The 19,027-nt window shown below is 67.0% G+C and carries 18 protein-coding genes and 2 tRNA genes; 4 read left to right on the forward strand and 16 right to left on the reverse strand.

Annotated elements, in window-relative coordinates:
- The first annotated feature begins 1 nt into the window (after nt 1).
- Complete coding sequence (fdhD, locus tag AC3WTE_RS22445; RefSeq protein WP_492441040.1) at nt 2–862, forward strand: formate dehydrogenase accessory sulfurtransferase FdhD; 861 nt, start codon at nt 2–4, stop codon at nt 860–862.
- 63 nt (nt 863–925) lie between these two features.
- Here fdhD and clpX read toward each other — a convergent pair whose 3' ends face one another.
- The 7 genes from clpX to AC3WTE_RS22480 all read right to left on the reverse strand — a co-directional run bounded on the left by clpX (nt 926) and on the right by AC3WTE_RS22480 (nt 7,574).
- Nucleotides 926–2,206: an ATP-dependent Clp protease ATP-binding subunit ClpX gene (clpX, locus tag AC3WTE_RS22450; protein WP_459369057.1), complete on the reverse strand. Its 1,281-nt coding sequence runs from the start codon at nt 2,204–2,206 to the stop codon at nt 926–928.
- A 340-nt stretch (nt 2,207–2,546) separates the two neighbouring features.
- Complete coding sequence (locus tag AC3WTE_RS22455) at nt 2,547–3,200, reverse strand: RsiV family protein (RefSeq protein WP_492441042.1); 654 nt, start codon at nt 3,198–3,200, stop codon at nt 2,547–2,549.
- 45 nt (nt 3,201–3,245) lie between these two features.
- Nucleotides 3,246–4,367 (reverse strand): BTAD domain-containing putative transcriptional regulator, encoded by a 1,122-nt coding sequence (locus AC3WTE_RS22460; protein ID WP_492441044.1) that lies wholly within the window; start codon nt 4,365–4,367, stop codon nt 3,246–3,248.
- A 152-nt stretch (nt 4,368–4,519) separates the two neighbouring features.
- The gene (locus AC3WTE_RS22465; protein ID WP_492441173.1) at nt 4,520–5,155 is read right to left on the reverse strand and encodes an ATP-dependent Clp protease proteolytic subunit; all 636 of its coding nucleotides are present in this window, start codon (nt 5,153–5,155) and stop codon (nt 4,520–4,522) included.
- A gap of 11 nt (nt 5,156–5,166) precedes the next feature.
- Nucleotides 5,167–5,760 (reverse strand): ATP-dependent Clp protease proteolytic subunit, encoded by a 594-nt coding sequence (locus tag AC3WTE_RS22470; RefSeq protein ID WP_020102210.1) that lies wholly within the window; start codon nt 5,758–5,760, stop codon nt 5,167–5,169.
- 184 nt (nt 5,761–5,944) lie between these two features.
- A complete protein-coding gene (gene tig, locus AC3WTE_RS22475) occupies nt 5,945–7,459 on the reverse strand; it encodes a trigger factor (protein ID WP_492441046.1) in 1,515 nt (504 codons plus the stop codon).
- Nucleotides 7,460–7,497: 38 nt separating this feature from the next.
- Nucleotides 7,498–7,574, reverse strand: a tRNA-Pro gene (locus tag AC3WTE_RS22480).
- Nucleotides 7,575–7,696: 122 nt separating this feature from the next.
- Between AC3WTE_RS22480 and AC3WTE_RS22485 the strand changes: the two genes are divergently transcribed.
- Together AC3WTE_RS22485 and AC3WTE_RS22490 are read left to right on the forward strand one after the other, a co-directional pair.
- Nucleotides 7,697–7,770: transfer RNA gene (locus AC3WTE_RS22485), tRNA-Gly, on the forward strand.
- 401 nt (nt 7,771–8,171) lie between these two features.
- Nucleotides 8,172–9,383: an alkane 1-monooxygenase gene (locus tag AC3WTE_RS22490; protein WP_492441048.1), complete on the forward strand. Its 1,212-nt coding sequence runs from the start codon at nt 8,172–8,174 to the stop codon at nt 9,381–9,383.
- Here AC3WTE_RS22490 and AC3WTE_RS22495 read toward each other — a convergent pair.
- The 5 genes from AC3WTE_RS22495 to AC3WTE_RS22515 all read right to left on the reverse strand — a co-directional run bounded on the left by AC3WTE_RS22495 (nt 9,380) and on the right by AC3WTE_RS22515 (nt 13,574).
- Nucleotides 9,380–9,787 carry a DUF2628 domain-containing protein gene (locus tag AC3WTE_RS22495; protein WP_492441049.1) on the reverse strand — a complete coding sequence of 136 codons (408 nt, stop codon included), beginning with the start codon at nt 9,785–9,787 and terminating at the stop codon, nt 9,380–9,382. The two genes, AC3WTE_RS22490 and AC3WTE_RS22495, sit on opposite strands and share 4 nt — an antisense overlap.
- 57 nt (nt 9,788–9,844) lie before the next feature.
- Entirely contained in the window at nt 9,845–10,360 is a 516-nt protein-coding gene (locus tag AC3WTE_RS22500) for a hypothetical protein (protein WP_492441051.1), read from the reverse strand.
- Nucleotides 10,361–10,532: 172 nt separating this feature from the next.
- On the reverse strand, nt 10,533–11,171 hold the full coding sequence (locus AC3WTE_RS22505) for an NUDIX hydrolase (protein ID WP_459369046.1): 639 nt from the start codon (nt 11,169–11,171) through the stop codon (nt 10,533–10,535).
- Entirely contained in the window at nt 11,164–12,702 is a 1,539-nt protein-coding gene (locus AC3WTE_RS22510; protein ID WP_492441053.1) for a nicotinate phosphoribosyltransferase, read from the reverse strand. Before AC3WTE_RS22510 ends, AC3WTE_RS22505 begins: the two co-directional genes overlap by 8 nt.
- A gap of 14 nt (nt 12,703–12,716) precedes the next feature.
- Nucleotides 12,717–13,574, reverse strand: a complete 858-nt coding sequence (locus AC3WTE_RS22515; protein ID WP_492441055.1) for a phosphoribosyltransferase family protein — start codon at nt 13,572–13,574, stop codon at nt 12,717–12,719.
- 72 nt (nt 13,575–13,646) lie between these two features.
- Here AC3WTE_RS22515 and AC3WTE_RS22520 point away from each other — a divergent pair, with 72 nt between their 5' ends.
- The gene (locus AC3WTE_RS22520; RefSeq protein WP_492441057.1) at nt 13,647–14,498 is read left to right on the forward strand and encodes a DUF1542 domain-containing protein; all 852 of its coding nucleotides are present in this window, start codon (nt 13,647–13,649) and stop codon (nt 14,496–14,498) included.
- 21 nt (nt 14,499–14,519) lie between these two features.
- Here the strand turns inward: AC3WTE_RS22520 and AC3WTE_RS22525 are convergent, their stop codons facing one another.
- The 4 genes from AC3WTE_RS22525 to AC3WTE_RS22540 all read right to left on the reverse strand — a co-directional run bounded on the left by AC3WTE_RS22525 (nt 14,520) and on the right by AC3WTE_RS22540 (nt 19,009).
- Entirely contained in the window at nt 14,520–15,314 is a 795-nt protein-coding gene (locus AC3WTE_RS22525) for an Fpg/Nei family DNA glycosylase (protein WP_492441058.1), read from the reverse strand.
- A 17-nt stretch (nt 15,315–15,331) separates the two neighbouring features.
- On the reverse strand, nt 15,332–15,811 hold the full coding sequence (locus AC3WTE_RS22530) for a ribose-5-phosphate isomerase (RefSeq protein ID WP_459369041.1): 480 nt from the start codon (nt 15,809–15,811) through the stop codon (nt 15,332–15,334).
- A 93-nt stretch (nt 15,812–15,904) separates the two neighbouring features.
- On the reverse strand, nt 15,905–18,193 hold the full coding sequence (locus AC3WTE_RS22535) for an LpqN/LpqT family lipoprotein (RefSeq protein WP_492441060.1): 2,289 nt from the start codon (nt 18,191–18,193) through the stop codon (nt 15,905–15,907).
- A 195-nt stretch (nt 18,194–18,388) separates the two neighbouring features.
- A complete protein-coding gene (locus tag AC3WTE_RS22540; RefSeq protein ID WP_492441062.1) occupies nt 18,389–19,009 on the reverse strand; it encodes a mycothiol-dependent nitroreductase Rv2466c family protein in 621 nt (206 codons plus the stop codon).
- Nucleotides 19,010–19,027: the final 18 nt, after the last annotated feature.

A 19,027-nucleotide genomic window follows, 5' to 3' on the forward strand; every position in this document is an offset into this window, starting at 1 on the left:
CATGGGACGCGTAACCGCACGGCGCCGGGCCGAACACGTCACCGCGGGCGGCGCGGTGTCCCGTCCGGAAACCCTGGCAGTCGAGGAACCCCTGGAAATCCGGGTCAACGGCTCCCCGCTCACCGTGACGATGCGGACGCCGGGTTCGGATGTGGAACTGGCCCAAGGGTTTCTGCTCACCGAGGGCGTGATCGCGCGCCGTGACGACATCGCCCGCGTCGCATACTGCCGGGGCGCCACTTATCCCAATCCCGAGTCGCTTCGCTCCAGCCCGCCGGAAGACGGCGCCAACACCTACAACGTGCTCGACGTGACGTTGGCACCGCACGTCCCGCCGCCGTCGGTCGACGTGACGCGCAACTTCTACACCACCTCGTCGTGCGGCGTGTGCGGCAAGGCGTCCATCGACGCGGTCCGGACCGTAAGCCACTACTCCCCCGGAGACGACCCGACCAGCGTCACCTCCGACGTGCTCTCGGCGATGCCACAGCGGCTGCGCCAAGCGCAGAAGGTGTTCAACAGCACCGGTGGCTTGCACGCCGCCGCGCTCTTCAGCGCCGAGGGGGAGATGTTCGTCGCCCGCGAGGACATCGGCCGGCACAACGCGGTGGACAAGGTGATCGGGTGGGCGCTCGAACAGGGCCGCATTCCACTGACCGGTACCGTCCTGCTGGTCAGCGGCCGGGCGTCGTTCGAACTGACGCAGAAAGCCGTCATGGCCGGCATTCCCGTGCTTGCAGCGGTGTCAGCGCCGTCCTCATTGGCGGTCGATTTGGCCAGCCAGGCGGGGCTCACGCTCGTGGCGTTCCTGCGCGACGAGTCGATGAACGTCTATACCCGCCCGGATCGCGTGCTCAAGTAGGCCGCCCGACCGGTACCAATAGGAAAAGCCCCCGCCGTGGCGGGGGCTTTTCTACTGGCAAAACTAAGCGCTCTTGTCGCGACGCTCGGACCGCGCTGCCTTACGCGGCACGATGGTCGGCAGCACGTTGTCCTGGACGGTCTCCTTGGTGACGACCACCTTGGCGACGTCGTCGCGGCTCGGGATGTCGAACATCACCGGCTGCAGCACCTCTTCCATGATGGCGCGCAGGCCACGGGCACCGGTGCCCCGGTGGATGGCCTGGTCGGCGATGGCGTCGAGGGCCTCCTCGGTGAACTCCAGCTCCACCCCGTCCATCTCGAACAGCCGCACGTACTGCTTGACGAGTGCGTTCTTCGGCGTGGACAGGATCGACACCAGCGATTCCTTGTCCAGGTTGGTCACCGACGCCACGACCGGGAGACGACCGATGAACTCGGGGATCAAACCGAACTTGATCAGGTCCTCGGGCAGCACCTCGGCGAAGTGGTCCTGGGTGTCGATCTCGGCCTTGGAGTGCACCTCGGCGCCGAAGCCCAGACCGCGCTTGCCGACACGGTCGGACACGATCTTCTCCAGCCCGGCGAACGCACCGGCAACGATGAACAGCACGTTGGTGGTGTCGATCTGGATGAACTCCTGGTGCGGGTGCTTGCGCCCGCCCTGCGGCGGCACCGACGCCTGCGTGCCCTCGAGGATCTTCAGCAGCGCCTGCTGCACGCCCTCACCGGACACGTCGCGGGTGATCGACGGGTTCTCGCTCTTGCGGGCGATCTTGTCGACCTCGTCGATGTAGATGATGCCGGTCTCGGCGCGCTTGACGTCGTAGTCGGCGGCCTGGATCAGCTTCAGCAGGATGTTCTCGACGTCCTCGCCGACGTAGCCGGCCTCGGTCAGCGCGGTCGCATCGGCGATGGCGAACGGCACGTTGAGCATCTTGGCCAGGGTCTGCGCCAGGTAGGTCTTGCCGCAACCGGTGGGCCCGAGCATCAGGATGTTGGACTTGGCGAGCTCGACCGGTTCGGACCGGGAGTCGCGCGACTTCTCCTGCGCCTGGATGCGCTTGTAGTGGTTGTAGACAGCGACCGCCAGCGTCTTCTTGGCGTTGTCCTGGCCGATGACGTAGCCCTCGAGGAAATCCCGAATCTCCTGAGGCTTGGGCAGCTCGTCGAGCTTGACGTCGTCAGCGTCGGCCAGCTCCTCCTCGATGATCTCGTTGCAGAGGTCGATGCACTCGTCGCAGATGTAGACGCCAGGTCCAGCTATTAGCTTCTTGACCTGCTTCTGGCTCTTTCCACAGAACGAGCACTTCAGCAGGTCACCGCCGTCTCCGATGCGCGCCATGGGGTGAGGCCCTACTTTCTCCGGTCGCCGTCAGTCGTTACACCAGATAATGGGTTATTTCGGGTGTGATCCCGACGCTACCCGTTCGCTCCGTTGCGATGCGACCGAAAGGGGCGAATCGCTCTAGTGGTATTTATCCGTGTGCAGGAGAACATAGCCCGATCGGTGGCTTGCCACCCGTCGGCGCGCTGACCGTGATTCTGGCGTGTCTTCCGGGCGCCGGTTGGCGCCCGCTCGGCAGGCCTGTGATCAGGGCTGTTCACCTGTCTGCAACCCTACCGTGTGCACATCGAAGCCGCCGACAAGTTTCGCGGCCGGCGCAAGCGCAGGACCGTCGCGCCTAACCCAGCAGCCGACCACCCAGGTCCCCCACCGGCACCGCCACCGTGAGCGGGCCACCGTTGCCGACGAGGTGACTCTCGCCGAAGAAGAACGTGACGGTCTCGTCGGTGAGCGCGAAGTTCCGGTACGAGGTGCGGTCCGGTTCGATGAGTGCCGCATCGAACCCCTTCAGCGTGCGTTGCACCACCGGCGTCAGGATCGCCACCGGATCAGCACCCGGGCCGAACAACGTGTCGATGGTGATGGGCCCGTCCGCGCCATAGGTGAACGTCCGGAACCGGATGTCGGGGTGTCCTTCATGGGCGAAGCCCGTCGGGTCCACGATCTTGAGTACCAGGGTCTGGGTCCGCGCCGAGCGGTACACCGTCGGCGTCACGGTCTCCTCGTACCCCCGGCCGCGGCCGAACTTGTCCACCCAGCCGACGAACCCGTCACGATCCACGGCCAAATAGTCCGCGACAGCCTGTTGATCGGGGTAGTCGACCGGGAAGGCCGCCGTCCGTTCATACCCGGCCCCGATCTCGTGGATCCGGCAGATGCCGGTGGCGTCCGCCGTCCCGCCCAAGGCAGCACACGACCGCTGCGCGGACGCAGTCGGCGCCAGGCTCAGGAACGTCACTGCGGCGGCCGCGACAAGGACCGAAATCTTCATGCACCGATGGTTCGCCGACGCGCTTGGCGGATCCTTGGGATAGCCCTACCCGAGTTCGACGGTGAACTCATGGGAGCCGATGCGGATGCGATCGCCATCGAACAGATTGGTATTGGCCTCGATTCGGGTGCCCTGCACGTACACGCCGTTGGCGGAACGCAGATCCACCATGACAGGGCCGGTACCCGCATCGACGATGACGGCGTGGTGGCGGCTGACGTCCGCCGCGTCGAGCACGATGTCGTTGTCGGCCAGGCGCCCGATGCGGGTGGCCATCGCGCGCAGGGCAAACCACCGCCCGGTCGTATCGCGCAGCCCGGCCTTCGATGAGGTCGATCGGGTGGTGCTCGGCCTGAGCCGGCCGATGGTGTGCACCGCCGTCGCCTGCGCTGTCCCCTGCACGTCGAGCGGTTCCTGACGCAGAATCCGTTGGTGCAGAGCGCTTATCGCCTGGCCGGGATCGATACCGAGGTCGTCGGCCAGGATCGACTTCACGCGCTGGAACGCGTCGAGCGCGTCCGCCTGTCTCTGGCAGCTGTAGTAGGCGGTGATCAACTGTACCCACAGCGGTTCGCGGTAGGGATGTTCAGCGACCAGCGATTCCAGCGGTCCGATCACCAGAGCGGCGTGACCACAAGCGATTTCAGCCTCAGCGCGGGCCGTCTCCACCGCAATCCGGTCGTCGACCAGTGCGGCGGCGACCGCGTCAACGAAGGCGAAGTCGGCCAGATCACCGAGGACCGGGCCACGCCATTCGGCCAGGGCGGCCGAGAGGCGCACCGCTGCCGTTGTGAACTGCCGCTCGGCGGCCGCCCGCACACCGGCGACCTTTTCCTTCTCGAAGCGCCCGAGGTCCGTTACCTCCTCCGGCACATCGAGTCGATAGCCGGGCGGTGCGGCGGCCAGCGTCTCCCGCGGCATTCCGCACTCCGCCAGGATCTTTCGGAGATTGGAGACGTAGGAGTGCAATGCGGTGCGGGCAGCCGCGGCAGGCGACTGCTCCCACACCGCGCCGATCAACGCGTCCACGGACACCGGGCGGCCGCGACCCAGCAACAGCATCGCGAAGACAGCTCGCTGCTTGGGTGCGCCCAGCGGCACGTCATGGTCATCGACGGCCATCCGCAGCGTGCCGAGCACACCGAAATCGATTCCGGTCGGCCGCATGGGCCGAGGGTATCCGGCGCTATCGGCCCATGCGGGCTATTGCCAGTTCCGCGAACGCCTTCAGCGTTTCGCAGCGCCACACCGCAGTGGGGCTGCACAAACGCCAGCGGCCGCCAACCTGAACAGGCTGGCGGCCGCTGGGCGTCGGAGACTCAGGCCTTCTGGGCCGAGAGCTTCCGGTACTCGAGGACCGTGTCGATGATCCCGTACTCCTTGGCTTCGGCCGCGGTGAGGATCTTGTCGCGGTCGGTGTCCTTGCGGACCTGCTCGGCAGTCCGGCCGGTGTGACGTGCGAGCGTCTCCTCCATGAGGGTGCGCATGCGCTCGATCTCGGCGGCCTGGATCTCCAGGTCGGAGAACTGACCCTGGATGACGCCACCGAGCGACGGCTGGTGGATCAGCACACGGGCGTTCGGCAGCGCCAGGCGCTTGCCCGGCGAACCGGCGGCCAGCAGCACCGCGGCAGCCGACGCGGCCTGACCGAGGCACACCGTCTGGATGTCGGCCCGCACATACTGCATGGTGTCGTAGATCGCCATCAGCGAGGTGAACGAGCCACCCGGCGAGTTGATGTACATGGTGATGTCGCGATCGGGGTCCTGCGACTCGAGCACCAGCAGCTGAGCCATCACGTCGTTGGCCGACACGTCGTCCACCTGGGCGCCCAGGAAGATGATGCGCTCGTCGAACAGCTTGGCGTAGGGGTCGACGATGCGCTCGCCGGTGTGCGTCCGCTCGGTGAACTGCGGCAGGATGTAGCGCGCCTGCGGGGCGAGCGCCGGGTTCAGGTGCTTGGAGATCACTTCGAGGCTCCCTTACCGCCGTTGAGGTTTGCGCGGGTGATGATGTGGTCGACGAAGCCGTATTCCAGCGCTTCCTGCGCGGTGAACCAGCGGTCGCGGTCCGAGTCGGCCTCGATCTGCTCGATGCTCTTGCCCGTGAATTGGGCGTTGAGCCGGAACATCTCCTTCTTGATGACGTGGAACTGCTCGGCCTGAATGGCGATGTCCGCCGCGCTACCGGTGACGCCACCGAGCGGCTGGTGCATCAGGACGCGGGCGTGCGGCAGCGCATGGCGCTTGCCCTTGGTGCCGGCGGCCAGCAGGAACTCGCCCATCGACGCCGCCATGCCCATCGCGTAGGTGGCGATGTCGCACTCCGACAACTCCATGGTGTCGAAGATCGCCATGCCGGCGCTGATCGAGCCACCGGGCGAGTTGATGTACATGTGGATGTCTTTGGACGGGTCTTCGGCCGTCAGCAGCAGGATCTGGGCGCACAGCCGGTTGGCGATGTCGTCGTCGACCTGCGAGCCCAGGAAGATGATGCGCTCGGCAAGCAAACGCTCATAGACCGAGTCCGTGAGGTTGAGCCCCGGTGCGCTTGAACGCATGTCAGTCACGACTGGATACCTGCTTTCTCGAGTTCGTTCACACGACACTAACCAACGGCCGACGGCCGCGAGTCCCCGACGCGGTCTAGTTCGCTCACAGCGTCACAGTCGCCGTAGAGCGGACGGTGCCGCAGGCATCACTGAAGACACCTGCGGCACCCGTACCACGATCAGACTTGGGGACTCAGTCCTCGTCCTTCGATTCCTTGGCGGCCTTCTTGGCCTTCTTCTCCTTGGCCGGCTTCTCGTCGTCGGCCTTGGCCTCTGCCTTGGCCTTCTTGGCCTTGGCGGGCTTCTCGCCCTCGGCTTCCTCGGCCGGAGCCTCGTCGGCGGCCGGAGCCTCGGCCTCGGCCTCATCGGCAGCCTCAGCGTCGCCGCCGGCGGGGCCGAAGAACTCCGCGGTGTCGACCGCGTTGCCGTCGGTATCGGTGACGGTCGCCCCATTGACCACGGCGGCGATGGTCATGCCGCGGCGGATGTCGGCGAACATGGACGGCAGCTGGTTGTTCTGCTGCAGGATCTGGATCAGCTGCTGCGGCTCGATGCCGTACTGGCGGGCCATCAGCGCGATGCGCTCCATGAGGTCACCCTGGCCGACCTTGACGTCAAGCTCGTCGGCGATGGCATCCATCAGCAGCTGGGTCTTGACGGCCTTCTCCGCGTTGGTCCGCGCGTCGGCGTCGAACTCTTCGCGGCTGCTGCCCTGCTCCTTGAGCTGCTCCTCAAACTTGGCCTCGTCGTGGTCCAGTCCGTGGACGGCGTTGTGGACGGTTTCGTCGACAGTCGCCTGCACGATGGCCTCGGGCAGCGGCACCTCGATCTGCTCCAACAGGGTCTCGACGGCCTTGTCGCGAATCTGCTCGGCCTGACCGATCTGCTTCACCCGGCGAACCTGGGTGACCAGGCTCTCCTTGAGCTCGGCGATGGTATCGAACTCGCTGGCCAGCTGGGCGAAGTCGTCGTCCGGCTCCGGCAGCTCGCGCTCCTTGACCGACTTGACGGTGACGGAGACCTGGGCCTCCTTGCCGGCGTGCTCACCGGCGGCCAGGGTGGTCGGGAACTCCTTGGACTCGCCGGCCTTCAGGCCGATGATGGCCTCGTCGAGGCCCTCGATCAGCTGACCGGAACCGATCTGGTGCGACAGACCCTCGGTCTTGGCCTCCGGCACGTCCTCGCCGTCGACGGTGGCCGACAGGTCGATCGAGACGAAGTCGCCGTCGGCGGCGGCGCGCTCGACACCGGTCAGAGTGCCGAAGCGGGCGCGCAGGTTCTGCAGCTCGGCGTCGACCTCGTCGTCGTTGATGGCGATGGGGTCGACGGTGATCTTGATGGCCTTCAGGTCCGGGAGGGTGATCTCCGGACGCACGTCGACCTCAGCGGTGAAGACGAGCTCGTCGTTGTCCTCGAGCTTGGTGATGTCGATTTCCGGCTGACCCAGCGGCTTGACGTCCTGCGTGGTGACAGCCTCGCCGTACTTGGTCGGAATGGCGCTGTTGACGACCTGCTCCAGCACCGCGCCGCGGCCGACGCGGGCCTCGAGCAGCTTGGCCGGCGCCTTGCCGGGACGGAAGCCGGGCAGGCGGACCTGCTTGGCCAGCTCCTTGTAGGCCTGGTCGAACTCGGGTTGAAGCTCGGTGAAGGGCACCTCCACGTTGATGCGAACCCGGGTGGGGCTCAACTGCTCCACGGTGCTCTTCACAGCGTTACTCCTTGTGTTTTGTACTTGCCATCAGTTGGTGGTCGGGGTGACAGGATTTGAACCTGCGGCCTTCCGCTCCCAAAGCGGATGCGCTACCAAGCTGCGCTACACCCCGTGCCTCGTCGCGGTCGCATTACCGCGGTCGAGATACTACGTCCTAGACACACGACACCATCAATTGGATTGGCGGCCGCCGTCCCGGTACTGTCTGCCGGTACTGTGATCGCAGCAGTGCACGCGGGCGTAGCTCAATGGTAGAGCCCTAGTCTTCCAAACTAGCTACGCGGGTTCGATTCCCGTCGCCCGCTCCACAGGACCGGCCTGACCAGGCCGGTCCTTTTGTTTTCGGCCTCGTTTTCCATGGTGTGCACAGTCCGAAATCGCGTCGCGCCGAAACCGCCGCACCGGCAGTCCACGACCCCGCGCCCAGCCAGCCCCGCGGAACGACATTTCTGTCGCCGAACAGCTTTGCCTGGATGACTCCGAAGAAATATCGACCGCGCGGCGAATTGATTGCGCCGAGAGCGGCGTTCACTTACTCGATTCTGTGAATTTCCTGGCAATGTTGTGCAAATTGCCGCAATGCCGAACGCTTTTAGACCCCCGCATGTAGTCGCAGCTAAAGGCCCTCGGCAACGTTAATCAAGACACGATGGCAAATATTTTTGCCATCCGAGTCGATAGCTAATGCCGATGGCTGTATAAAAGCACGATGACCACGTCGCTCACTCGATTCGACCGCCGAAAACGGCAGTCGTTCGACGTGGATTCCGGGGTTGCTGAGAGCACGTGGCGCGACCCCAAGCGATACCTATGGTTACTGGTCCCGTCCGCCCCTGGCGCAGTGACGCTGTCCTGGCTGCTGGTGTGGTCGACGGGTCTGCACATCTTCTGGTGGACCGCTCTCGTGCTGATTCTGGTCGCCGGGCCGACCGCCGACCATCTGTTCGGGCGTGAGAAGCCCGATCGCGCACCCGACCGCATCCTGGCCCAGTTGCAGCAGGACAAGTTCTACCGCTTCGCCACGCACATGTTCCTGCCCACGCAGTACCTCGCGCTGGTATTCGGCTGCTGGGTGTGGGCCGGCGGCGGCTGGGTCACGCTGACGTTCAGCGACAAGATCGCATTGATGGTCGCGGTGGGGCTGTCCGGTGGCATCGCCAACAACGCAGCCCATGAACTGGGGCACCGGCGTGAACGCGCCGAACGGTGGCTCAGCAAGCTGGCTCTCGCGCAGAGTTGGTACGGGCAGTTCTACGTCGAGCACAACCGCGGGCACCATGTCCGCGTCGCGACGCCTGAGGATCCGGCCAGCGCCCGCTTCGGCGAGAACGTGTATGCCTTCGTCGTCCGGTCGGTGGTCGGCAGTACCCGCTCGGCCTGGCGCCTGGAAACCAAACGCCTTCGCCGCCAAGGACATTCACGCTGGAGCCTGCGCAATGACGTCCTCAACGCCTGGCTGTTGAGTGCGATCCTGTTCGCCGGCCTGGCGCTGTGGTTCCGTCCGGTGGTCGTGCCGTGGCTGTTCGGCCAGGCACTCATCGGCATCTTCTTGCTGGAGGGAATGAACTACCTGTCGCACTACGGCCTGCGCCGGCAGAAGCTGCCGTCGGGCCGCTACGAGCGCCTCCGTGCCGAGCACAGCTGGAACAGCAACACGGTGATCATGAACGTCTTCCTGCTGCACCTGCAGCGGCATTCGGACCATCACACCGACCCGTCGCATCGATACCAGGGCATCCGGCACACCGAGGATGCGCCGCAGCTGCCCAGCAACTACACCGCGATGCTTGTCCTCACCCTTGTGCCGATGCTGTGGCGTCGGGTGATGGACCCGCGGGTCCTGGCGATCTACGGCGGCGACGTCCGGCTGACCGCGCTCAGCCCCCGGCACCTCAAGCGGATGCAACTCGACGGCAGCTAGCGCTGCCTGCCGTGCCCCTCGAACAGGTTCCAGGACTGGCTCCCCCGAACCACGTGCAGGTAGTACGCGTAGTTCGCCGTCGTCATCGCGATCGCAGCCAGCCCGAACCCGATGCCACGAACGAGGCTGTCCGGCACATCGAGCAAGACGAGCACCACCTCGACCGCGAAGAAGATTCCGAGCAGCGTCAGGCCCTTGCGCCACATGCCCTTGACGAAGAAGTAGATGGGGCCGAACAGGAAAGCCAGGATGTTCGAGGTGAGCTTCAGCCGGTCCATGAAGGACAGCGCCCGGTAGGCCGCCCTGGACTCCGGCGTCGAGTTCGGCAGGCCGTAGGCGTTGAAGAAATCAAAACGCTTCTGCCACGACGGGGACACGGTGGAGCTGGGAAATTGCTGTGACACCGCACCGACAATAACGACTGTGGGGCCTCACGTGCGCACGCGGGCCGTCCCGGTCGCCTAGCTGTTGCCCGGAATCGGGCGGGCTACGCCGTTCGTCGTGCGAACGACGTTCATTTGCGGCGGATTGGCGGGGGCAGCGGCCGTCGAACTCGCGGTCGCGGTCGGCGTCGTGCCCGCCTGGCCGGCCAGCGGCGTGTACTGCTTGGTGGGCGGCGGCGTATAGGTCGTCGGAGCCTGAGTGGTCATCGTCGACGGGCCGGTGGGGGGCGCGGGCTGCGGGCTCACGGTGACGGTCGGCGCCGGTGCGGTGACGGGAGCCGGCGCGACCGTTGCCGGGGCCGGCGACGTGGCGGCAGGCGCCGAAGTGGCGGTGCTGGTCGGGGCGGCCGGTTGATCCGGTGCGGGTGGCGGGATTTCGAACCCGGCAAGGGCTCCAATTGCCAGCAGGATCAACACGATGACGACAGAACCGGTCCCGATGATCAGTACCTTGCCACCGTCGGACTGGAACCATCGCGTCGGTGCCGTCTCGGTTTCCGGTTCTGCCATCAGTTCGGTCTCTGCGTTTGCCATCAGTTGTTCTCCTCCCAGCAAGGTGCCGGGAGCGTATCTCGTAAACCCGCAGGTCGCGATTCGAGCTGACAGCATTTACCCAGCTCACAGGCATCTTCACGGGAACGTAACGCAGGCGCAATGCCGCGTCACATCGCTTATGCGCGATTTGCCGGTATCGACACTGCGGCGGCTACCGAGTCGCCACCTGGAACACCGTCACCGGCCTGGTATGCGCGGGCCGACTGCCGTCCGCGATGAAGAGAGGCGACCGTTCCAGCCGTCGGCGCATCGCGGCCAGCGGGATGGGTTCGGCCCCCGTGCGTTCCGAGAGCTGGAACAGCAGGTCGGTCAGCGCACAGACCTCGATGGCCGTGCACCCGGCGCCGAACATCGCCGCGACCGTCGCGGGGTCCGACAACAGCCGTTGCGACACGGTCGCGGCGGTCTCCCTGACCATCGCGTTGTGCCCGAATGGCAACTCCGGCACGGGTTCTCCGGCGCGGACCACCAGGGTGGCGTCGCCGGGTTCGGCCCGCATCACATTCACCAGCGACACGGTGTGACCGCGCTCGTCGCGCTTCGGGTCGGACACCACGAGTGCCACGGTCGGCGGTCCTTCGACGGGTTCGGCGCCGGCCCGGTCGCGCAGCGCCCGGTGTGCCGCCGCCGCAACGGTCTCGCCGTTGGCGGCGTCGAGCACGACGCCCGGCAACGCCCAGTCCCCTTGGTGCGGCGCGCGTTGCCTGCGCGCCAGGATGAGTCCGGGGTCAGCGCCGGGGCTCACCGCGAAGACGTCGACGCTCAGCCAGGTGGCCAGCGACTCAGCCATTATTGGCGTCCTCCTCGCCGGCGGCGTATGCCGCCCAATCACGTCGCACGGTAGCGCGCACCTCGGCGAAGGACACGGGGTTGACGATGACGCCGTCGTCGAACACCGTCCGCATGGCGTCCGTGGCCTCGACGGTGCCGGCCGCGCCCTGCACCAGGGTCAACTGGCCGCGCTCGTCGCGGACGACGGCCAACCGTCCCCGCGCGCTGCGCTTGCCCGGGTCGGTGACGGGCGCCTTGGCGATGTCGCGGCCACGGCCCTCCACCTGCACCCAGGTCGCCTTCATCGCGATCGAGAACGTGTCACGCGTGACGTATTGGTATGTGTAGGAACCGAATCCCAGTACCGGCGTGGTGGACACGAAGCCCTGTGTCATCAGATTGGCGGTGATCGCGTCGGCCCGGTCGTGGGTGATCGAGTCGCCGTAGATGACGCCGATGTGCGGGTCCAGCTCTCGATAGCCGGCAGCGTTCACGGTGCCGCCGAAGACCTCCCACAGCAGGTTCACCACGCCTTTGTTCGCGGGGCTCCCGGCCGGGGCGTCCGGGTCGCCGCACAGGATGCGTTCGGGGTCACCGCTGTCCGGGCGGATCACCACTTTGCCGTCGCGTGCGGTAACCGTGTCCTTCAGTGTCGGCAGGATGGCGGTGCACACGTGCCACAGGTCCCAGGTATCGCTGACGATCGACACGATCCCGGTGGGATACAGGTCCAGCAGCCGGGCGAACGTCGCGACCTCGTCGTCCTGGGTGCCGGCGCACATGACGCTGTGTTCGGTCGCCGGCACGCTGCCGCCGATCACCGTGCCCGCCGGTGAGCCCGGGTAGTTCCGCTCGACCCAGCCCAGCGCGGGCAGGCAGTCGGTGCCGGTGAACGCCACCAAGTGCCCGGCCCCTGACGCAGCGGCGGCCGCGCTGCCGGCCATGCCGCGGAAGGAGAAGTCGTGCCCCTGCCAGTCCACCGCGGCCGGGTCGGCGCCGCTGTCCTGCGCGCGGGCGTCCAGCAGCGTCCGGTTGCGCCAGGCGGTGGTGGCCGATGTGATGGGCTGCCACAGCGCGGCCGACATCTCGGTCTCGATGTAGTTGGTCAGCCAGAAGAACTCGGGTGCGGTGTTCTCGACGGTCAGGTACGGGATGCCGACCGGGACGATGCTGCCCTCCGGCAACGCCCGCACCCGCAGCGGCAACCGCCCGTAGGCGTGCAGTTGCCGGATGTGTTCGGCACCAACATCATTGGGCCCCAGCACCTGGGTGACGCGGTCCACATAGGCGCGGCACACCTCGTCGACGTCAGCGGCGAAGAAGACGCCCCACTTCTGGTCCAAATCCCGCAGGTAGGCCTGCAGACCGAAGAACGCGGTCCAGGACACCCCCGGGATGCGGCTGCTCCGGGCCGTCAGGTTGGAGTAGACGTATTCCGTGCCCGCCGGGTACTGGCGGCGGTGGTCCAGCTTGTAGGCATCGGTATCCATCAGGACATCCAGGGCCGCAACGGTTTCCGGTCGGTACGTGGTGGTTGCTTCGATGGTCATGGGGTAAGTCCTTGTCAGATCAGAGTGGCCAGGGTGCGGACGATGAACGGTTCCAGCGGTTGGACGTGTACGCCGTCGGGGGTGGCGCGCGAGTCGGTACTGGTGACCGAGGCGTAGCCGGCGAGGTTGTCCCGCCAGCGTCCGGTGAAGCAGCCGTGGCTGACCCACAGGTGCAGCGCCAGTTGGGGCTTGCTCCCGCAGATGGCATCGGCCAAACCGGCGAAGGTGCCGCCGCCGTCGCAGATATCGTCGATCACGAGCAGCCGGCCGGCGTCCGGCAGCCCGCCCGGAGCGACGAATCCCGACAGCTTGCCGTTGGCCGGATTCCGTTGCTTTCCAGCGATATACAGCGGCACGCCGAGCCGGGATGCCACGCGCCCGGCACGGTCACGGGCTCCCTTGTCGGGTGCGACGACGCCCACCCAGCCCGGCTGGTCGGCGCCGCCGCACCCGACGAGGTCCACGGCCTCGATGACGCTGACGGCCAGTCCCCCACGCCGGGCCTCGTCGACCCAGACCGGCGAGTGCGGGTCGACCGTCACGATCTGCGCGACGCCGGTGGCGGCGGTGAGCCGGGCGGCGACGCGCGCATCGTCGGTCGCGTCATGATCACCACGGGCCGACGGGAGGTACGGCGCCACCAGTACCGGGTCGGCCGCGGCGGGCGATTGGTTCCGGTGAAATGCCGCCCACTGCCCGACTGCGGCGTAATCGATGGCACCGCAACGGTTCCATGCGACGGGGCAGAATCCCGCACCGAGCGGTTCCAGCTCACGGACCGCGGTGTCGCCACCCGGGTAGCTGGTGACGATTCCCGGTGCGGTCGACAGCACACCGCGTTCGGTGTCGAAAACGTGGAATGTCAGGTTCATGACGGCCACGGTACTAGATATGGACAGTTATGTCCATATCTAGTTGACGGTGGTCATCGGTAAGCTGCCTGCATGGAGTTCGTGCTCATCCTGATCGTCATCGCGGCCATCGGGTTGTTTCTGTTCAGCAGGCAGGGCAAGGCCAACAAGGCCGCCGCCCTCGCCAACGCGAAAGCCGATGCCCGGCGCGTCATCGAGATGCTCGGCGGCCAGGTGTTCAACTTAACCGGCACGGACGACGCCTCGCGCCAGGCCCTGGCCGACGCGTCCGAGCGCTACAACGCCGCCGCGTCGCAGATCGAGCAGGCCACCACCGCCGAGCAAGCGGCATTCGCCAAGCAGAGCGCGGTCGAAGGGCTGTACTACGTGCGGGCCGCACGTACCGCCATGGGCATCGATCCGGGTCCGCCGCTGCAGGCCCTGGCCGGCCAGCGCGGGGCGGGCGAGGTCACCGAAGATCGCCGAATCGAGTTCGACGGGAGGCAGATTCAGGCCTCCCCGGGCCCGACGGCCGCGACACCGAACTACTACCCCGGCGGTCGGGTGGCCGGTCGCCCGGTGCCCGCGGGCTGGTACTCCGAGCCGTGGTGGAAGCCGGCGTTGGTCGCCGGTGCGTGGGGCGTCGGCTCGGTGCTGCTGTTCGACGCGTTGTTCGACGGCATGCACGGAGTCAATTACGGCGCACAGGGTTTCGAGTCAGGATACGGCTCGGGATTCGACCAGGGCTATCAGCAGGGCCTGGACCAGAGCCAGTTCACCGACTCGGGCAACAACGGCTGGGACGCCGGCAGCAACAGCAATGGGGATTCCGGGAACAGCAACTGCGGCGGCGGGAACAATTGCGGTGGCGGCAGCAGCTGTAGTGGCGGCAGCAGCTGTGGCGGCAGCAGCTGTGGCGGTGGTGGCTGCGGAGGCGGCAACTAGCCCGTCACCGAGCCGCGGCCGTCACACCTGACACTCGGGGCACCAGAACAGGTTTCGCCCCTCCATCACCTCGGTGCGAATGGTGGCGCCGCACACGCGGCACGCCTCCCCCGCGCGTCGGTACACATAGGTGCGCGGCCGGTCCGGGGCGTAGGACGGCGCGCCGTGGTCGTCTTCTGGACGCACCACGACGATCTTGCCGCGACGGACCCCGACCTTCATCAGCGCGACCAGATCGGTCCACAGATCCGCGAATTCGGCCTCGGCCAACTGCACACCCGGCCGGTGCGGATCGATCCGGTGCCGGTACAGCAGCTCGCTCCGGTATACGTTGCCGACACCGGCGATCACCGTCTGATCCATCAGCATCGATCCGATTGACCTGCGCGACTTGCTGATTCGTGCCCAAGCCAGTCCTGGGTCGGCGTCGCGGCGCAGCGGATCGGCACCGAGCCGGGCCACGACGTCGTCGACACCGGATTCGTCGATCAGCTCACAAACCGTCGGGCCTCGCAGATCGGTCCCGAATTCGGCCCCGAGCATGCGCATCCGCACCTGACCGACGGGTGCGGTCATCGGCAGCGGCTGCTCGGTGAACGTGCCGTACAGGCCGAGGTGGATGTGCACCACCGCAGCACCGTCGTAGTGGTGGAACAGATGCTTGCCCCAGGCGTCGGCCTTACGCAGCACCCGGCCGTCGACCGCGGCGGCGGCATCGGCGAACCGACCCTGCGGACTGCTGACCGTCACCGGCGCCCGCCCGAAACGCTGCTGGTGCAGGCGGGCCAACCGGTGCAGGGTATGCCCCTCCGGCACGGATCAGGCCTTCGAGATCAGGCTTGAGCGCCCGGGACTGCCGGCGCGATGTGCGTCTTCTCGTACTCGGCCAGGATGTCGATGCGGCGCTGGTGCCGCTCGGCCTGCGACCACTCGGCAGCCAGGAAGGCGTCGACGATGGCGAAGGCTTCCTCGGTGCTGTGCATGCGGCCACCGATACCCATCACCTGCGCGTTGTTGTGCTCGCGCGCCAGCTGCGCCGTCTCGACGCTCCAGGCCAGCGCACAGCGCACACCCGGCACCTTGTTGGCCGCGATCTGCTCGCCGTTACCCGAGCCGCCGATGACGATGCCCAGGCTGCCCGGGTCCTCGACGGTGCGCTTGGCGGCGTCGATGCAGAACGCCGGGTAGTCGTCCTCCGCGTCGTAGGCGAAGGCACCGCAGTCGACGGCCTGGTGGCCGGCCGCGGTGAGGTGGTCCAGCAGGGCCTGCTTGAGTTCGTATCCGGCGTGGTCGGCTCCGAGATATACGCGCATGGCGCACATTCTGGCAGAACCAGAGCCCGCGGCAGAATCAGCCGGTTCAGCCCGCTCTCTTGTTCACCGAGGCGGCCCGACCCACTAGCCGGCTCAGCCGGCGGCGATCTTCGTGTCGCGGTCGATGGCCTCGGTGATCTGCTTGATGATCTCGGCCTGGTCGGCGACGCCGTCGATGTTGATCTGCATCACGTACAGCCCAGTCCCGTCCTGGATGACGACGGTGTTCTGGGTGATGAGCTTGGTGACCCCGTTGGAGTTCCAGGAACCGGCGATCTGGAACGACTTGTGGCCGTCGACCGTGCCGGGGGTGCCGGTGTCGGTGGGGGTGAAGCCCGGCAGGTTGTTCAGCTCGCCCGGCGCGAAGTCCAGAATCTTCTGCGCATCGGCGTTCGGGCCGAGCCGCGAGATCAATGCTGTGGCGCTGGGCCGGTAATTGCCGCCGCTCGGGCCGTTGTAGACGATCGACTCGTAGGCGAAAGCCGGCGTCTGCGGTCCGGCGTCGACCCAGCCCGGGGGCATCGGCAGCGTCACCCCAGGTGCGCCGGGGTCGTTGCGGTGGACCAGTGACTCCTGAATGTTGTTGCTCTTCAGGTAGGTCGCGATGGTCTGGTAGTTACCGGGCGTGCCGACCAGTACCGGCGGTGCCGGCTTGTGCGACGACGACGGCTTGTCCGCTCCGGAGCTCTGGCTGCTGGAAGCTCCCGACGACGGGTTGTTGTCGTCGCCGGAATTCAAGGCGATGACAGCGACCAGCACGACAACGACGACTGCGACGGCGCCACTGATCGCCCAGATCTTCGCCTTACTGCCCGACTGGCCGCGGCCCGGCGGTGTCTTGCCGATCTCGGCCGCGAGTTGCGAGTACGACGGCGGTGGACCGCCCGGACGTCCCATGCCGGACGTGGCATGCGCCGCAGGATCGGCCGGGATGACCGGCAGCACCACTGTCGGAGATACCGTCTCGTGAGTCGGGCGGACGGGCCGCCGCGGCGGCGGAGGCGTGACCAACGGCTGCCGGTACGGCGGCGCCGACGGTGACGAATCAGGTTCCGGCCGAAAGGGTTTCGCCTCCGGCGGCGGACCGACGGGACCGGGTGGCGGCGGGGTGGGCGGCCGCATCGGCCCGGGACGAACCGATTCCGGAACCGGTGTCGGCTCCGACACCCGCTCGGGCGTCGGTTGCGGCGGCTCGGACGGCGCGGACGGCGCGGGAGCCGGGGACGGCGCGACGGGCTCCTGCGCCACCGGCGGCTGGACAACCGGTTCTGGCTCGAGTTCGGGCCCGACAACCGGGACGACCGGCGGAGGGGGCGTGACCGGCTCGTCTGGTGGCGCCACCGGCGGCGGCGTCACCTCTTGCGCGACCGGCGGCGGCGTCACCTCTTGCGCCACCGGCGGCGGCGTCACCTCTTGCGCGACCGGCGGCGGCGTCACCTCGGGAGCGGACGGTGTCTCGGCGGCGGGCGACTCGGGCACCGAAGTGACCGTCGGCAGCCGCAGTTCGGCAGTGCGCAGGTTCAGCGTCGGCGACTCGGTGACCAGTTCGGCCTGCCGCTCGAAGGCCCGCGCGAACTTGGTGCAGGAATCGAAGCGGTCATCGGGCGACTTGCCCATGGCCTTGATCAGCACGTCGTTCAGCGGCTCGAGCCACGGCTTCAGGTCGCTGACCTTGGGCGGCGTGGCGCTGAGGTGCTGACTGATCACCGCGATCTGATTGGTGTCCTGGTACGGCGTCTGCCCGGTGAGCAACCGGTAGGCGGTCGCGGCCAGCGCGTACTGGTCGGCGCGGCCGTCGATATCGGCGCCCATCAGCTGCTCGGGAGCCGAGTAGGAGACGGTGCCGATCGCCAGGTTCGCCGACGTCAGCCCCGTGACCTCACCGATCTGGCGGGCGATGCCGAAGTCGCTCAGCAGGATTCGCCGCTCATCGCTGTCGATGTTGCTGAGCAGGATGTTGGCCGGCTTGATGTCGCGGTGCAGCAACCCACGCTGGTGCGCGTAGTCGAGGGCCGAGCTCATGGCTTTGACGATGTCGACCACCAGTTCCAGCGGCAGCCCGTTCGGGTACTCGTACTTGACCAGCTGCGCGGCGTCAGTGCCGTCGACGTAGTCCATGCTGATCCACAGCCGGCCCTCGAACTCACCGCGGTCGTGCAGGCCGACGATGTGCGGATGCCACAGACCAGCGGCGATGTTCGCTTCGCGCTCGAACCGGATACGGAATTCGTCGTTGGCGGAGGCGGTTTCCCGCAGCACCTTCATGGCGTCGAGGCGGGGCAGCCGGGGGTGCTGGACGAGGTACACATCGCCCATTCCCCCTGAGCCCAGCAACCGGCGCACGGTGTACCCGGCGAAGGTTGCGCCCGTCTCCAGCGACATCAGCGCATCCTACTCAAACCCGCACGTCGAAGGACGAAACTGTCCGTCGGCACGTCGCTCCCCACCAGTTGCATCGTTGTGGCTCATGTTTCGGATGTGTCTGACCACCGTAACGGCGGCCAGACGTTCCTTGCGGAACGCCGACGAGATTACCTGTGCCGACCCGGACGGAGCGTGGCTAGCGGCGGATTGTGCTCAGTCGAACTCGGGAGCCTCGTCGCGGGAGCGCTTGAGCTCCCAGAAGTGCGGGTAGGAAGCGAAAATCACGGATGCGTCCCACAGCTTTCCGGCTTCTTCACCGCGCGGGATGCGGGAGAGCACCGGACCGAAGAACGCGACCCCGTTGACGTGGATTGTCGGGGTGCCCACATCGGGGCCGACTGCGTCCATGCCGGCGTGGTGGCTCTTGCGCAGCGCCTCGTCGAACTTCTCGCTGGTGGCGGCCTCCGCCAGCTCGGCGGGCAGGCCCAGCTCTTCGAGGGACTCGGCGATGACTTCCGCAAGGTTCTTGTTGCCCTGGTTGTGAATCCGGGTGCCCATCGCGGTGTACAGCGGCGCGAGTACCTCGGAGCCGAGGGCCTCTTCGGCGGCGATCGCGACGCGGACCGGGCCCCAGGCGCTTTTCATCAGCTCCTGGTACTGCTCCGGCAGGTCCCTGCCCTCGTTGAGCACCGCCAGGCTCATGACGTGGAACTGCACGTCGACATCGCGGACCTGCGCGACCTCGAGGATCCACCGGGAGGTGATCCAGGCCCACGGGCACAACGGATCGAACCAAAATCCTGCGACATCCTTGGTAACGGCAGAGTCGGCCATTGAACTTCCTTCGTGCGG

Source organism: Mycobacterium sp. FW102-FHT13B02 (assembly GCF_058790275.1).

Excerpts from the sequence above, each read along its gene's own strand:
- AC3WTE_RS22505 (WP_459369046.1), bottom strand. The coding sequence starts at position 11,171 with ATGGCTGAGTCGCTGGCCACCTGGCTGAGCGTCGACGTCTTCGCGGTG.
- AC3WTE_RS22455 (WP_492441042.1), bottom strand. The coding sequence starts at position 3,200 with ATGAAGATTTCGGTCCTTGTCGCGGCCGCCGCAGTGACGTTCCTGAGC.
- AC3WTE_RS22515 (WP_492441055.1), bottom strand. The coding sequence starts at position 13,574 with ATGAACCTGACATTCCACGTTTTCGACACCGAACGCGGTGTGCTGTCG.
- AC3WTE_RS22535 (WP_492441060.1), bottom strand. The coding sequence starts at position 18,193 with ATGTCGCTGGAGACGGGCGCAACCTTCGCCGGGTACACCGTGCGCCGG.
- AC3WTE_RS22500 (WP_492441051.1), bottom strand. The coding sequence starts at position 10,360 with ATGGCAAACGCAGAGACCGAACTGATGGCAGAACCGGAAACCGAGACG.
- clpX (WP_459369057.1), bottom strand. The coding sequence starts at position 2,206 with ATGGCGCGCATCGGAGACGGCGGTGACCTGCTGAAGTGCTCGTTCTGT.
- AC3WTE_RS22510 (WP_492441053.1), bottom strand. The coding sequence starts at position 12,702 with ATGACCATCGAAGCAACCACCACGTACCGACCGGAAACCGTTGCGGCC.
- fdhD (WP_492441040.1), top strand. The coding sequence starts at position 2 with ATGGGACGCGTAACCGCACGGCGCCGGGCCGAACACGTCACCGCGGGC.
- AC3WTE_RS22540 (WP_492441062.1), bottom strand. The coding sequence starts at position 19,009 with ATGGCCGACTCTGCCGTTACCAAGGATGTCGCAGGATTTTGGTTCGAT.
- AC3WTE_RS22520 (WP_492441057.1), top strand. The coding sequence starts at position 13,647 with ATGGAGTTCGTGCTCATCCTGATCGTCATCGCGGCCATCGGGTTGTTT.
- AC3WTE_RS22460 (WP_492441044.1), bottom strand. The coding sequence starts at position 4,367 with ATGCGGCCGACCGGAATCGATTTCGGTGTGCTCGGCACGCTGCGGATG.
- AC3WTE_RS22470 (WP_020102210.1), bottom strand. The coding sequence starts at position 5,760 with ATGCGTTCAAGCGCACCGGGGCTCAACCTCACGGACTCGGTCTATGAG.
- AC3WTE_RS22490 (WP_492441048.1), top strand. The coding sequence starts at position 8,172 with ATGACCACGTCGCTCACTCGATTCGACCGCCGAAAACGGCAGTCGTTC.
- AC3WTE_RS22530 (WP_459369041.1), bottom strand. The coding sequence starts at position 15,811 with ATGCGCGTATATCTCGGAGCCGACCACGCCGGATACGAACTCAAGCAG.